This window comes from Nocardia sp. NPDC057440, assembly GCF_042802915.1.
Taxonomy (GTDB): domain Bacteria; phylum Actinomycetota; class Actinomycetes; order Mycobacteriales; family Mycobacteriaceae; genus Nocardia.
This window is the reverse complement of sequence record NZ_JBHVDF010000001.1, coordinates 542,983-556,999: the sequence shown is the minus strand read 5'-3', so window position 1 is coordinate 556,999 and position 14,017 is coordinate 542,983. Positions and strand designations below refer to the sequence as shown.

At 68.3% G+C, this 14,017-nt stretch carries 12 protein-coding genes; 2 read left to right on the top strand and 10 right to left on the bottom strand.

The annotated features are described in order from the left end of the window. Positions 1-88: 88 nt before the first annotated feature. The 5 genes from ACFU4Z_RS02345 to ACFU4Z_RS02325 all read right to left on the bottom strand — a co-directional run bounded on the left by ACFU4Z_RS02345 (position 89) and on the right by ACFU4Z_RS02325 (position 6,218). On the bottom strand, positions 89-736 hold the full coding sequence (locus tag ACFU4Z_RS02345; protein ID WP_379059082.1) for an ammonium transporter: 648 nt from the start codon (positions 734-736) through the stop codon (positions 89-91). A 236-nt stretch (positions 737-972) separates the two neighbouring features. After that, the gene (locus ACFU4Z_RS02340) at positions 973-1,650 is read right to left on the bottom strand and encodes a hypothetical protein (RefSeq protein WP_379059080.1); all 678 of its coding nucleotides are present in this window, start codon (positions 1,648-1,650) and stop codon (positions 973-975) included. A gap of 119 nt (positions 1,651-1,769) precedes the next feature. Then, entirely contained in the window at positions 1,770-2,507 is a 738-nt protein-coding gene (locus ACFU4Z_RS02335; protein ID WP_379059077.1) for a CbiQ family ECF transporter T component, read from the bottom strand. Next, the gene (locus tag ACFU4Z_RS02330) at positions 2,507-4,612 is read right to left on the bottom strand and encodes an ABC transporter ATP-binding protein (protein WP_379059074.1); all 2,106 of its coding nucleotides are present in this window, start codon (positions 4,610-4,612) and stop codon (positions 2,507-2,509) included. The genes ACFU4Z_RS02335 and ACFU4Z_RS02330 overlap by 1 nt, the downstream gene beginning before the upstream one ends. Before the next feature lie 139 nt (positions 4,613-4,751). After that, a complete protein-coding gene (locus ACFU4Z_RS02325; RefSeq protein WP_379059072.1) occupies positions 4,752-6,218 on the bottom strand; it encodes a flavin-containing monooxygenase in 1,467 nt (488 codons plus the stop codon). 85 nt (positions 6,219-6,303) lie between these two features. Here ACFU4Z_RS02325 and ACFU4Z_RS02320 point away from each other — a divergent pair, with 85 nt between their 5' ends. Further along, a complete protein-coding gene (locus tag ACFU4Z_RS02320; protein ID WP_379059069.1) occupies positions 6,304-7,362 on the top strand; it encodes an AraC family transcriptional regulator in 1,059 nt (352 codons plus the stop codon). 3 nt (positions 7,363-7,365) lie between these two features. On the opposite strand, the gene ACFU4Z_RS02315 is transcribed toward ACFU4Z_RS02320, so the two are convergent. Together ACFU4Z_RS02315 and ACFU4Z_RS02310 are read right to left on the bottom strand one after the other, a co-directional pair. Then, entirely contained in the window at positions 7,366-8,145 is a 780-nt protein-coding gene (locus ACFU4Z_RS02315) for a metallophosphoesterase (RefSeq protein ID WP_379059067.1), read from the bottom strand. 187 nt (positions 8,146-8,332) lie between these two features. Further along, complete coding sequence (locus ACFU4Z_RS02310) at positions 8,333-8,764, bottom strand: MarR family winged helix-turn-helix transcriptional regulator (protein ID WP_379059064.1); 432 nt, start codon at positions 8,762-8,764, stop codon at positions 8,333-8,335. Between the two features lie 80 nt (positions 8,765-8,844). Here ACFU4Z_RS02310 and ACFU4Z_RS02305 point away from each other — a divergent pair, with 80 nt between their 5' ends. Next, positions 8,845-9,483 carry a TIGR03086 family metal-binding protein gene (locus tag ACFU4Z_RS02305; RefSeq protein WP_379059061.1) on the top strand — a complete coding sequence of 213 codons (639 nt, stop codon included), beginning with the start codon at positions 8,845-8,847 and terminating at the stop codon, positions 9,481-9,483. A gap of 148 nt (positions 9,484-9,631) precedes the next feature. Here the strand turns inward: ACFU4Z_RS02305 and ACFU4Z_RS02300 are convergent, their stop codons facing one another. The 3 genes from ACFU4Z_RS02300 to ACFU4Z_RS02290 form a co-directional block, all read right to left on the bottom strand. After that, positions 9,632-10,402, bottom strand: a complete 771-nt coding sequence (locus ACFU4Z_RS02300; protein ID WP_379059059.1) for an RluA family pseudouridine synthase — start codon at positions 10,400-10,402, stop codon at positions 9,632-9,634. A gap of 63 nt (positions 10,403-10,465) precedes the next feature. Next, positions 10,466-11,470: an adenylate/guanylate cyclase domain-containing protein gene (locus ACFU4Z_RS02295; protein ID WP_379059056.1), complete on the bottom strand. Its 1,005-nt coding sequence runs from the start codon at positions 11,468-11,470 to the stop codon at positions 10,466-10,468. A gap of 131 nt (positions 11,471-11,601) precedes the next feature. Then, positions 11,602-13,935 carry a galactose oxidase-like domain-containing protein gene (locus ACFU4Z_RS02290; RefSeq protein WP_379059054.1) on the bottom strand — a complete coding sequence of 778 codons (2,334 nt, stop codon included), beginning with the start codon at positions 13,933-13,935 and terminating at the stop codon, positions 11,602-11,604. Positions 13,936-14,017 lie beyond the last annotated feature (82 nt).

Here is a 14,017-nt window from a genome sequence, read left to right as displayed (position 1 = left end):
GGCGGCTTGTTGCCGCTTTATTAAACCCAAAAACCCCCCCCCCCCCCCCCGGGGGGCCCCCCCCCCCCCCCGCCCTGGGGGTGTCGACCTAGCGCACCGGGTTCGCCGGTTCGGCGAACTTCGTGGTTCCCGGCGGGGCGGTCAGGGTGCTGACCAGGTCGATGCCCGCGATCACGAGTGCGGGCCCGCCCACCACGATGGTGCCGATGACGCCACCGATCGCGGCGCCCGCGACAACGCTGGCGATCACGCCCGGTCCGCTGACGATGCCGGTCAGCCCGACCAGAGCGCCGAGCACCGTGCCGATGAAACCGCCCACCGCCGTGGCGATTCCGAACTGCGACAGGAATGTGTCCTGGGCCTGCTGGTTCTCCGAGGGCGATGCGATCGCGGCCAAGGGCGCCTGGCGGGCCTGCGCGTAGTCCTTGACCGGGGTCAGCTCGAGTACCCGGCCCGCGTTGTGCACGGCGTGCGGCAGCGGGAACTCGAGTCCGTCCTGGCGGAACGACAGCGGCAGCGTGACCACCGTGTTGCCCGCCGGGTCCTTGATGTCGACCGAGTTGCCGGCCACCTCGAACACCCCGCCGGTCAGCGTGGTGACGACCTTGCCGCCGACCACCTTTGTCTCGTACCCGATCTCGGGTGCGGTCGCCGGTTGCGCATGGGAGGTGCCCGCGCCGACCGCCACCGCGGCGACGATCGGGACTGCGGCCGCAGTGATCTTGCGGAGAATCATTGGAGTGTTCCAATCTTCATCAGGTTTCAAGCTCTACCCAACGCCACACACGCCGAAATTCCTTCCCCCGAACGTGCGTGTAGAGACTTGATGTGATCCAGAGAACAGGGACTGCGAAGGTCACCGTACCGCGCGGACGAGTGTTTGGACCACTGTTTGAGGGGTAATCATTTCTGTTTCAGGTTGCGAAATCCGCTATAGCGCTTCGCTATACGGCCAGGCGTGGCCGACTGTGGTCAGTTCAGCACATTGATCGCGCGCGCGATCACCAACGCCGCCAGGACAAGTGATATCGACGACTGCGCCATCATCATCGTCTTCGCCCATCGTGACATCGGCATCACATCGGTCGGACTGAAGGCTGTCGCGTTGGTGAACGCCAGGTACAGGTAGTCCACGAACTGCGGCTCCCATTCGGGCTCGGCCAGTTCCGGGTTCTGCATCTGCACGAACAGGAAGTCCGGCAACGTTGTGCGCGCGTGCGCTCGCGCGGCGGGACCGCCGCGGTCGAACTCCCAATAGCCCAACCCGAACACGACCACATTGGTCAACCAGATGGCGCCGCCGGAGCCGAGCAATTTCGCCGGGTCATCGCTGAGCGTCCTATCGATCAGCCCGACCACCAGCCGATCGGCCGACCACGCGGTCGCCAGCGCCAACAGCCCGATGAGGGCAAGTCCGCCCCACCGCAGCCAGGTCTCCTCGCGGTCGATCCGCACGGGATTCGCCGCCAGGAGGAACCCGAGGACCACCACCTCCAGCGCGGGCAACAGCCACACGGGCTCCGGCATGAACTGATTCGGCAGCAGGACTTGCAGCACCACGATCGCCAACACCGCGGCGGTGGCCGCGATCCGCGACTCACCCGCCGTCCTGCGCTGCCAGGCCGGAACGTCGTCGTCGCTGTCGGTCACACCGGCCAGTATCGCCCTGCCGCGGGCGAATCCGACGTCTGCCACGCGTTGGTCGCGACCAGCAGTGCCGCAGGGCGACGAGCCCCGTCGGCTGCCGCGCACGGGTGCCAACGGGGGAGTCAGAGCAGCAGATCGAGCCCGATCGCGCCGACGCAGACAGCGACGACGACGGCAAGCGCGATCGCGTCGCGGCGACCGGGAGCGCTGGGGTGCGCGGTGAGTTGGCCGGTGCCGCCGCGGGCGGTGATCGCCTCACCCAATTCGCCTGCGCGGCGGGTGGACACCGCCATCGCGGCGGTGAGGATATCGATCAGCGGATTATCGGCGGCGCGCTGCAACATGCCATCCTTCGGCCGCAGCCTGCGGGCCGCTCGCAGTACCCGCATCTCGTCCATGAGCAGCGGCAGACCACGCAGCGTGAGGGCGACGACAACGGCCCATTCATCCACGGGCAACCGAAGTCTGCGCAGTGGCGCCGCCATCTTGGCGAGGGCGGGTGCGACATCGCCGAGCGGTGTGGTCCAGGCGATCATGAGCGACGCGGCGAGCAGGACCAGGCCGAATGTCGCGATCTGCGTATAGCGCAACACGGCCGTGCCGCCGACCGGGACATTGATCAGCGCGCCGACGCCGAGCAACGCCCAGAACCACCAGGGCAGTCGCGGCAGCGTGCCGAGCGGCAGCCGGGCGATCACGCCGATCAGCAGCAGAAACACGACGACGACGCCGAGTACCGGCCACGACGGCTGGAACATCAGCAGCAGGCTGATCAGAAACGCCGCAATCATTTTGGTGCCCGCCCAGAGGCTGTGCACCGGGCTGGACACCGGGACTTCGCGGAAGAGGACTGCGCTCATCATCGTCCTCCGTGCTCGAGGCGCCACGCTGTCGCGGCACGTGGATCGAGGTGTGGTGCGGGCACATCGGGCGCATCGGCGGTGTCGGGCACCGGCGCGGCCCCGAGGACGCGTCCGGACTGCAAGTGCACGGTCCGATCACACACTCCGGCCAGATCGTCGACGTCGTGCGAGATGACGATCAGGGTGAGACCGGAATCGCGGAGGCGGGCGAGGAGTTCGACGACATCGGCGCGCCCCTCGGGGTCCAGGCCTGCCAGCGGTTCGTCGAGTACGACGACCTGCGGGTTGCTGGCCACGATGGCCGCAAGCACCACCCGCTTCGCCTGCCCGCCGCTGAGCTCCTCGATGGATCGCGCGGCCAGCCGCCGATCCAGGCCGACGGCGTCCAAGGCGCGCCCCACCGCGCCGGAGCCGGTGGCCCGCCCGCCCCAGTCGGCGATTTCCGCGCCGACCGTCTGCTTCTGCATCTGCAACCGAGAATGCTGGAACGCCAGCGCGACTCGGCCGATTCGTTTGGCGATCGGCTTGCCCGCGAGTTCGCAGCGGCCCGAGCTCGGTTCGATCAGTCCGGCCATGATCCAGGCGAGGGTGGATTTGCCTGATCCATTGCCGCCGACGATCAGCAGCGCTTCACCGCGCCGGACCGAGAGGTCGACCGAGTGCAATGCCGGTGTCTCCCAAGGCGTTCCACGGTTGTAGGTGTGCCGGACGTCGCGCAGCTCCAGCACCGGCTCGCCCATGGGCCTGCGGCGTGCGTCACGCACCGGCAGCGGCCAGGCGGGCAAGTGCTCGACGGTGCGCCCGCTCGACAGGTGCACGACCCGATCGGCGGCCGCGGCATCGGCTTCGTGATGGGTCACCAGCACCACGGCCATATGGTGTCGTTTCGGCAGTCCGGCCAGCAGCGTGACCAGGTCCCGGCGGCCGTCGGGATCGATCATCGAGGTGGCCTCGTCGGCGATGAGCAGCGTCGGACGCCGCGCCAGCGCCGCGGCGACCGCGAGCCGCTGCTGCTGGCCGCCGGAGAGGGTCGCGGTCTCCTTGTCGCCCATGTCCTCGAGGCCGACCTCGCGCAGCAGCGCGTCGATGTCGACCGCGGCGGCCAGCGCCTCGGACAGGCCCCACACCACGTCGTCGGCCACGAGCACGCCGAGGGTCTGGCTCTCGGGCCGCTGCAGCACCAGCGCGGTCCCGCCGAGGTGGCCGAGACCCGCGGATCCCGGACGGTGCACGGCGCCCGAAGTCGGCGGGTGGCCGGCGAGCAGCCGGGTCAGCGTCGATTTGCCGGAGCCGTTGTGGCCCACGATCGCCACGAACTCATCGATGGCGACGGTGAGGTCGATGCCGTGCAAGGCGTCCACCGCCGCCCCCGGGTAGCGGAAGGTGACATCGCGCAGCGTCACCGGCAGCGGTGCGATGGGGCGGTCGTCGGGCGGCGCATCGAGCCGATCGCGGCCGGGCAGGTCGGCAAGCCGGTCCAATACCGAGCCGAGGACGAACCAGGAGAACACCGCGCTCAGCACGATCCCGGCGGTCATCGCCACGGCGATCCAGACCCACCACGATGCGATCACGGTGTCGGTGAGGTCGGCGGCGAGCCGCCCGAGCGGCTCCGTTTGTGGCTGCCGCGCCGCGAGGTTCTCGAAGCCGTGCGCGAGATTGCGGATGCTGTCGAACAGCAGGTTGCGGGACCGGGAGAAAACCAGCAGGTTTCCGACGGCGAAGGCGGCCCACGCCAGCCCGGCGAGCACCGCGAGTGCGAGCACCGCGAACAGCCCGCCGCCACGGCGCTTGACCGTGCCGATGATGCCCGCGAGAGTGGCGGCGCTCACCAGGCTGATGGCCGGCGCGATGCCCGCGGCGACGAAGGTGACCAGGGCGGCGGCGATGGTGGCGGTGAGCAGGGCACGCAGCCGATAGCGGTAAGCCAGCAGGGCGAGCGGCACTGCGGCGACCAGTTGTAGTCCGGCGGCGAACGGGATCACCGATCCGATCGTGACCAGCCCTACCGTGACACCGCCCAGCACCGCAGCGGTGGCCAATTCGATCGGGCGCAGCGGTCCGCGCTCGATGGGGCCTGCGGCCGAGGGCAGATCGTTCACGCAACAAGTCTGCCCGTTCCCACCGCGCCGCGCTCGGGTCCGCCGAGGTTGCGGCCCGCCCATCGCCGCGCTCGGAGCCGGTCGTGGTGTGGGCCGGGAGGCGCCGTCGCCGGGCCACAGCCGCCCCGCGACGGCGCGGTCAGGCGGCGTGAGTCAGGGTGTAGTCGGCGGCGTTCACCCTGCGGAGTTTGCGGCGGTAGCTGATCTGAGTGCCCGGCCAGTTGTTGGTGATGCGGCCCGACGCGTTGCGGTACCAGCTGGAACAGAAGTTCCACGGTGTCTTGGCCAGACGTTGTTGCAGGGCGGTGTTGAAGCGCTGTTCCGGCTCGGCGCGTACCTCGAGGTAGTGGCCGGGGTTGGCGGCGAGCAGTTCGATCGCTTTGCGGATATAGCGGGCCTGGGATTCGATCATGTAGATGATCGAGCCGACACCGAGATTGGTGTTCGGCCCGTAGACGAGGAACAGATTCGGGAAATCCGGCACCGTGATGCCGTAGTAGGCGTGCGCGCCGCCCTGCCAGGCATCGGAGAGCTTGCGGCCCGCGCGGCCGTAGATATTGATGGGCCACAGGAATTCGGTGCCCTTGAAGCCGGTCCCGTAGATGATCACGTCCGCGCGGTGTGCCGTGCCGTCGGCGGTGCGCAGGCCGTCAGGGGTGATCTCGGTGATGGCCGCGGTCTCCACCCGCACGTTCGGTTGGGTCAGCGCGGGGAAATAGTCATTGGAGAACAGCCCGCGCTTGCAGCCGATCGGATAGTCCGGGCTGAGCTTGGCACGCAGTTCCGGATCGGTGATCTGCTCTTCCAGGTGCCGTGTCGCGACGCCGCCGACCATCCCGGCGATCCGCGGGAATTCGACCAGACCGAGCGCCACGAATTCGGCGATGGCCCACCATCCGAATCGCTCGGCCAGTAGCGCGCCGGGCAACCGTGCGAATAATTTGTGCTGGATCGGCTTGTAGTCGGTGTCGAACTTGGGCAGCACCCAGGCCGGAGTGCGCTGGAACAGCGTCAGGTGAGCGACCGACGGCTGGATCTGCGGGATGTATTGGACGGCGCTGGCGCCGGTGCCGATGCAGGCCACCCGTTTTCCGGTGAGCTCGACGCCGTGGTCCCATTCGGCGGAGTGGAAGGCCCGGCCCGCGAAGGTGTCGATGCCGGGGATATTGGGCATGGCGGGGCGTGAGAGCTGGCCGACGGCGGGGATCAGCACATCGGCGGTTCTCGCGGTCCCGTCGGTGGTCCGCACGGTCCAGCGGCCCGTGACGTCGTCGAACTCGGCATCGGTCACCTCGGCGCCGAAGTGGATGCGCTCGAGCAGGTGGTGCCGGTCGGCGACGCCGCGCAGATAGTCGTGGATGGCGGCCCGTCCGGAGTAGCGCTGCGGCCAGTCCGGCTTCGGCTCATAGGAGAACGAATACAGCGGCGACGGCACGTCACAGGCGGCGCCGGGGTAGGTGTTCTCCCGCCAGACGCCGCCGATATCGGCGGCCCGCTCCAGGATGGTGATGTCGTCGAAACCGTTGCGGCGCAGTTCTATGGCCATCCCGATGCCGCCGAAGCCGGATCCGATGATGATGACCGACGGCTGGTTGTCCGCGTTCATGTGACACCCCTCACAGCAGTGCTTTCCCTACCACTCTAGGACCGTCCGGCACGGAGGATCGAGATTTTCGGCCATAATGGCTCCTGTGGAACGGGTGCAGGATCCGGGAATCCGCGACTGGAACTTCCCGCGCGGGATCGCCAGCGTGGTGCTCATGGTCGGCTACGCGGGTGAGCAGGGCGTGCCCGCGGCGCGGATGCTCGCGGGCACCGGGCTGACCGAGGCGACGCTGCGGGACCCGGACGCGCAGATCGACGCGCACATCGAGCTCACCGTCGTGCGCAACCTGGTGCGCGCGCTGGCCGATCATCCCGCCCTCGGCGTCGAGGTCGGCCGCCGCTACCGGATCACCACCTTCGGGATCTTCGGCTTCGCCTGCGTCAGCAGCCCGACCCTCGGCGAGGCGATCCTGTTCGCGCTGCGCTATCTGGAGCTGAGTTTCACCTTCTGCCTGCCCGTCGCGCAATGGCGGGCGGGCGAATTCGTCGCCTGGGTGCACGACGAGTCGATACCCGCCGATGTACGGCAGTTCCTGGTGGAACGTGACGTGACCGCCATGCATCAGGTCATGAGCGACCTGCTCGGCACGCCTTTCTCGCTCGCTCGCGCCGAATTCCGTTTCGCCGAACCGGTATACGCCGACCGGCTCACGGAGGTCTTGGGGGTGCGAGCGCAGTTCGGGCGCATGCACAACCTGTTCGCCATCGAGCCCGCGATGCTGGAACAACCACTGCCGCAGGCGAACGAGCACACCTGGGCGATCTGTCTCGCGCAGTGCCGTGACCTGGTCGACCGCCGCCGTGCCCGCACCGGCATCGCGGCGGAGGTGCGCGAGCTGCTGGTGCCCGGCGGCGCCGAAGGATTCGCCGCGCCGGCCGGAATCGACACCGTCGCACGCAATCTCAATATGAGCACCCGCACACTGCGCCGCCACCTGGACGCCGCGGGCACCAGCTATCGTGCCCTTCTCGACGAGGTACGCCGCGCCCTCGCGGAGGAAATGCTCACCGCCACACCGCTTTCGGTGAGCGACGTCGCCATTCGCCTCGGGTACGCCGAGTCTTCGACCTTCATTTTCGCCTTCAAACGCTGGACCGGTGCGACACCCGCCGCCTACCGGCGCGAGCGCGCGCTGCGGCGATAGCGGTCAGTTCGGTTGCACTCCGATCCAGCCGCCCATCGGCACGCTGCGGAAATGCGTTGTCATGCGGTGGTTTTCGTCGATGACGTGCAGGGCGAGGGCGGGATCCGGAGCGTAGTCCATCACGTGGTCGGGGAGGTCTAGTTCCCATTCGCCGCCGAGTACGGACGCCGTGCTCGGGGCCACAAGCAGCGGCCGCCCGGCGAAGGTCGTCGCCACCGCGGAGTGGGCGTGGCCGGTGACGACGCCGACGATGCGCTGGTCGCCCGCGACCAGATCGGCGAGGCGATCCGGCTCGGTCAGCAAGATGTCATCGATGACAGGACTGAAGAGATAGGCGGGCGGGTGATGCAGCGCGAGCAGCACTGGTGCGTCGGCGGGAGCCGTGGCGAGCACGCCACGCAGCCAATCGTAGGTCTCGTCGCTCAGGCGGCCTTGCGACTGGCCGGGGATGCTCGAATCCAGCAGCACGACGGTCAACTCGCCGATGCGGTGCGCGTGGTTGATCGGTGCGGTCGAGGCCGGTTCGCCGAGCAGTTCGGTGCGGAAGGCGGCTCGCTCATCGTGATTGCCCGGAATGGCGAATACCGGGATCTCGGTGCGCAGCGCCGCGCGCGCTTCGGCGTACTGATCGGGCTTGCCGGAATCGGTGATGTCGCCGGTCAGCAGGATGGCGTCGGGCTTGCGTCGCAGGTCGGCCAGGAACGCCAGCACTCGTTCGACGCGTTCGGCGTTGCGGGCGCCGAGATCGAAATGGGTATCGCTGACCTGAGCCACCAGGATCATCGGCGTTCGCTTTCTCTGGGGGATCGCTCCGTTGCGTCAGAGTGTGCCCGCGTCGTGTAGACGGCACGCCATCAGGCTAGATGACCTGCGCATTACGCGTCGCCATGAGCCTCGCCACCGGCCGAAACCATATCGGCGGTTTGTGTCGGCACGCACGCCCCCGCGGCCGTGATAGGGCCGCGCCGGGTCATCGCTGCTCGGTCGCTGCCGCCAGCGTCTGCAAGGCGCGCAGGAACGCGCGCCGATCCGCTGGACTCAGCTGGGCGAGCAGTCGATCTTCCTGCTCTTGGATCTCGCGTTGTGCGCGTTCGCGGGTGCTGCGGCCCGCGGGCGTCAGCGACACCAGGTGGGCGCGACGGTCGGCCGGATCGGGCGCGCGGTGGATGAGCCCGCGCTGTTGTAGTTCGTCGAGCACGCCGATGATGCGGGTTTTGTCCGCACGGATCGCCTTGGCCAGCGCGGATTGGGTATAGACGGGTTCGTCGCCGAGTCCGAGCAGCACCACGTAGCCCCACATGGTCAGGTTGTGGCGCTCGAGTACGGGCAGCTCCGCCGCGACGAGCGCGCGGCCGAGCGGCCCGATCATCGCGGCGAGATCTGGGCGCTTGGCTTCGGGCATAGGTAGAAAATACTGCTTGGCAAATAGTAAGCGCATGCATACGATGAGCGTGAGCTTACTATTTGGAGGAAGGGCAGGACATGACTATCGATTCGGACCCCCGCGCCGCACTGCGCATTCTCGATGCCATCGACACCGATCTGGTCGCGCTCGACGCGCAGGCGGTGCGCACCAGCATCGAACTCGTATCGCACGTGACCACGACCGATCTCGCCAAGCCGACGCCCTGCGCCGACTGGACGCTGCACGGCCTGCTGACGCACATGATCGCCCAGCACTACGGCTTCGCGGCCGCTTCGCGAGGCGAGGGCGATCCGGCGCTGTGGAAGCTGCGCCGGCTCGGCGATGACCCCGCCGAGAGCTATCGGGCGGCCGCGGAGCACGTCATCGCGGCCTTTGCTGAGGACGGTGTGCCCGAACGGAAGTTCCCGCTGCCGGAATTCACCACGGACTTCGAATTCTCCGGTGCCCAAGCCGTCGGCTTCCACTTCATCGACTATGTCGTGCATTCCTGGGATGTCGCCCGAACTCTCGGCCGGACAGTGAGTTTCGACGACCGCCTGCTGGCCGCGGCGCGTGTCGTCGCGGAAGCTGTCCCCGGGGGCGAAGTCCGCCTCGCCCCCGGTGCTGCCTTCGCCCCGGAAATCAGCTTCTCCGGCGACTCCGCCCTCGACGGCATCGTCGCCATGCTGGGCCGTTCACCGAACTGGCCCCACTGAATCGATGCGCGGCCGCCGCGCCGACTCGCAATACGAGTTACATAATCAACTGTCGCGCAACGCTTGTCGCGCCGCACAACGTGGTATCGGCGCCGCCGAAGGTGCGATGTCCGTGCTGCCGCACGGCGGCCAGGGGCGCGTTGCGAAATTACCTGTCGCGCAATAGCTGGTCGGCTCGGTCGAGGATCGCCTCGACGTCGTGCTGCTCGGCGCGCACGGGCCGCCAGAAATCCGGGCCCGGTGTCGCCGTCAATGCGAGCTCCGGGGGAGTGCGCCACGGTGCGGCCAAGCCGAGCTGCCATGAGTGCAGGTGCGTGCGCTCGTGGCGGCCGGACTTGTCGAACAGCGGGTCGCCGACGATCGGGTGTCCGATCCAGGCCAGGTGCACGCGGATCTGGTGGCGGCGGCCGGTGATCGGGCGCAGTGCCAGCACTGTGTGGTCCTCGGCGCGGTGGACCGTCCAGAACCGGGTGATCGACGGATAGTTCTTGGTGTCCAACAGGTCTGCCTGGTCGACGAACCAGCGATCCGCCACGGTGCGGATGCTCTCGCGCGGCGCCGCGATGCGGACCCGGTTCTTCCGTCCGACGCTGAGCGGCAGCTCGATGACCCCGCGGTCGGGCAGCCCGGTCGACTCGACGATCGCCAGGTACGCCTTCTCTGCGGTCTGCTTGTTGAACTGCCTGGTCAACTGTCCGTGCGCGCCGAGCTCCTTGGCGAGCAACACCAATCCGGAGGTCACTTTATCGATCCGATGCACCGGATACAGCGTCTCGCCCGCCGCCGCCGCGGCCTCGACGATATCGCTGTCGTGACGCTCCCCGGTCACCGAAATCCCGGCGGGCTTGTTCAACGCCACCACCGCCGCGTCCTCGAACACGACACACTGCCGTCGCACCTGCGCCCAGTCCACATCCACCCGACGAGCTTAGGGGCCGCATTCCACGCCCGGCGACGAGTGGTGGCGCGAGGTTGTGGTGGGTTACCTGTTCTTGCCGTTGCGGCGCAGGGTGTGCGGGCGCAGCCGGTTGAAGCCGCGGACGCGGACACTGCGGAGATTGCGGATGTCGAACTCGGGGTTGTCGGCCAGGGCAGTGGCGGCTACATCGTCGACCAGGACGGTGCCGGGGCGGGCGACGCCGGTGAGGCGGGATGCGATGTTCACCACGGAGCCGTACAGGTCGCCGAAGCGCTGCAGGACGGGCCCGTAGGCGACGGCGACGCGCAGGTCGGGGGTGCCGCCGACCATCATGGTGCTTTCCTGGATCGCCAGTGCGATGTGTGCGGCATCGGCTGGATCCTCGGCGGCGAACATAACTTCGTCGCCGACGTTCTTGATCACCCAGCCGCCATTCTCGGTGATCGCCGCGGTCGTGGTCGATTCGAACGCTTCGAGCAGCATCGCGAGTTCATCGGGGTGTAGATGCCTGGTCAGCCGGGTATAGCCGACCATATCGGCGAAGCCGACCGCCAACTCGCGGACGGATTCGCCCGCCGTCGTCCCCGGGTCGAGTGACCGGGCGAGCGCGGCGGCGAGGTGGCGGCGCCAGGCGTAGCCGTTGAGGTGTTCGAGCGTCGAAATCGCCGCTTCGGTGGCGGTGCGGACCGTATCGGCCGGGTCGGCGCCGGGCTCGGCCTCGGCCACGCGGGCGTTGATCTCCGCGAGCACCAGGTCGACCTGCCATTCCGCGAGCCTGGCCACGCCCTGGCCAAGGGTGCGCACCGTCGCGGCCTGCTGCCTGGCATCGGCCGAGGACAGCACATTCAGCGCGCGAAAATTACGGACCGCGGCGACATCGGCGTCGGTGTAGTCGACGGCATCGTCGGCGACAGCGGGAAAGCCGAGCGCCGCCCACAGCCGCCCGGTGAGCTGGGTTGACGCCCCGGCTTGCGCGGCGACCTCGTTCCTGCTGTAGCGACGCGGTCCGTCGAGCAGATACGACTCCACGACCGACTGCACCAGCTCGGAATTCTCGGTGGGAACCATGGCCGGTACCTTACGGCCACGCCAGCCGGCGCAGGCGGTCAACCGACCAGGGAGCGCTGGATCAGCGTCAGGCCACAGTCGGGGCGAGGAGAAGTCGTGGCCGATCACAAGCTCGGCATCGCGGCGGTGGTTCAGCTCAGGTGCAGCCACTGTCCGGGCGAGGGGATGCCCTGCTGGTCCACGACGCTGATCAGATACCAACCCGGGGGAGCGAGTGCTCGGTTGACCGGGAGGGTGAACGTGACCGAACCCGGTGCGGTGGTGGTGAATTCGAGGTCGACGAGGCGTTGCTCGTTGTCGCAGGAATGGGTGCAGGCGCTGGGGCGCATGAGGGCGGCTTCGCGGACGTCGGCCGTGGTCGTCGCGGTGACGGTCGCGCCGTAACTCGCTGCGGCGGAGGTCAGTTCGAGCTGTGGCCGCGGTCCGCGGAAGAGATAGGACGGCCAGAAGATTTCGATCCGGAGTTCTTCGGTCTTGCGGGCGGGGTTCGAACCCGCGGTGACCACCTTGCCGTCCGGGGTGAGCAGCGCGATCGAGTGGTAGAGCCGGGGCACCCGGGAGGGCCCGGTGTGCATCCAGGCGCCCATCGCCGGATCGAAGATCTCGGCATGCGGCGGCGCATCGTGCGCCATCTCTTCCATGCCGGAGCCGCCGGTCGCCAGCACCGTCCGGTCCGGCAGGAGCACCGCGCTCAGATGCATCCTGGCGTGATCCATCGGTGACGCGGGCTGATAGGCGGGAGCCGCGGCGGTGCAGTCGACGATCCTGGTGTCTGCCAAAGCCGGTGCCGGACTGTGCATATCGAACCCACCGCCGCCGAGGATCATCACCTGTTGAAGTTGGGCGGGCGGCAGCAGCACGCTGGCGGCCTGATTGCGGGAACCAGGGTCGGCGAGCCCGGGCACCTCGACGGTGGCTCCGGTCGCCGGGTCCCAGATCGACGGGCGCATACCGTTGTTCGCGCCGTACTGGCCGCCGCTGTAGAAGAACCTGCCGTCGGCGAGCAACTGCAGATGGCCGTACATCGGGATCGGGCCGGGTGACGGCAGTGGCGACCAGGTTTCGGTCGTGTGGTCGAACAGTTCTGGAACCACCGAAAGGAAATTGTCTGCGCCGAGGCCCGAGACCGCGAGCACATCGCCATTCGGCAGCGGCGCGAGCGTCGGGTACCAACGACCGAAAGCCATGTCCGGCACCGTGGTCCAGGTCAGTGCGATGGGATCGAAGATGAGCGCGTCCGGCAGTCCGTAGAACGGGTCGTATCGCTCGGTGCCGCCTGCCGCGAGCAGTCTGCCGTCCGGCAGGAATGCCTGTCCGACGCAGAACAGATCGATCGGAGTGTCCGGCGCGCTGAGGCCCGGGTTGGGGTAATGCCAGACGCGCGTGCGGAATTCGTGCGCGTTATGGCGATCCGGGTCGTTGCCGGAACCAGCGAAGAACAGCACGTCGCCGGTGTGCAGCAGCGCGGCGTGCACCGGGTTGACCTCGGTGTCGAAATCGAGGATCCGCCACACCCCCAGGTGCGCGGCATGCCGCAGATCGGTGTCGAGTTCGAGCACCCGCAGCAGGCCCGCGTTGACGCCGGGCGGCGCATCGATGGTGAACACCACCAACTCCGGCGCGGCCTCCTCGGCAGGCAGCACAGTGATTGCCGCACCTTGGTTTTCGTACAGTCCCCACTGCGGCGCCGCCGCCCAGCCGCTCCAGCCGTCGATGGCATGCCCGGTGCCGTCCAGGCCCCAGCCGACGGTGTAGCGGCCCGTGTTGACGCCGTCGGGGTTGTCCACCGCGAAGACGATCAACTCCGGCCTGCCGTCGCCGTCCAGGTCCACGGCCGCGACACCCGCGCCCTGGTTTTCCCAGCCATACCAATCGGGCACCGCGACCCATGGTGTCCACTCGTCGACCGCGCCATCCACCGTCAGACCCTTGGCAAGCCGGAACTGCCCCGTATTCTGGCCGGGCGGATTGTCGACCGTAAGCACTACGAGCGTCGGCTGCCCGTCGATGCTGGTGAGGCAGATGTCGGCGCCCTGGTTCTCCCATCCGTACCAGTCCTTCACCGCGAGCCACGGTGTCCAGCCGCCGGTCACCGTGCCATCGGCGGCCAGATCGCGCCCGATGCGGTAGTACCCCTGATTCTGACCCGGCGGGTTGTCGACCACGAACACCACCAGATCGGCCCGGCCGTTGCCGTTCAGATCCGCGACGGCGACCCCGGCGCCCTGGTTCTCCCAGCCGAACCAGTCCGGCACCTCCAGCCACGGCCCCCAACCCTGCACCGATCCATCGGCCGCGACCCCGGCGCCGACTCGGTAGCGTCCGATGTTCTGTCCTTGCGGGTCATCCACCGTGAGGACGACGACATCCGACGTGCCGTCACCGCTGACGTCCGCGATCGCGACTCCACAGTCCTGGTTTTCCCATGCTGCCCAGTCCGGAACCGGAACAAATTGTCCTGCCACGGGATCCATGGTCGTCGGTTGCCGCGTATCCAGTGCGAGCTTTCGTCCGATCTGCCGCAAGAGCCGGCCGACGACTGTGTTG

What these genes read in the sequence shown, in the direction of transcription:
- ACFU4Z_RS02345 (WP_379059082.1), bottom strand. Translation starts at nt 736, where the DNA reads ATGATTCTCCGCAAGATCACTGCGGCCGCAGTCCCGATCGTCGCCGCG.
- ACFU4Z_RS02335 (WP_379059077.1), bottom strand. Translation starts at nt 2,507, where the DNA reads ATGAGCGCAGTCCTCTTCCGCGAAGTCCCGGTGTCCAGCCCGGTGCAC.
- ACFU4Z_RS02325 (WP_379059072.1), bottom strand. Translation starts at nt 6,218, where the DNA reads ATGAACGCGGACAACCAGCCGTCGGTCATCATCATCGGATCCGGCTTC.
- ACFU4Z_RS02315 (WP_379059067.1), bottom strand. Translation starts at nt 8,145, where the DNA reads ATGATCCTGGTGGCTCAGGTCAGCGATACCCATTTCGATCTCGGCGCC.
- ACFU4Z_RS02310 (WP_379059064.1), bottom strand. Translation starts at nt 8,764, where the DNA reads ATGCCCGAAGCCAAGCGCCCAGATCTCGCCGCGATGATCGGGCCGCTC.
- ACFU4Z_RS02305 (WP_379059061.1), top strand. Translation starts at nt 8,845, where the DNA reads ATGACTATCGATTCGGACCCCCGCGCCGCACTGCGCATTCTCGATGCC.
- ACFU4Z_RS02295 (WP_379059056.1), bottom strand. Translation starts at nt 11,470, where the DNA reads ATGGTTCCCACCGAGAATTCCGAGCTGGTGCAGTCGGTCGTGGAGTCG.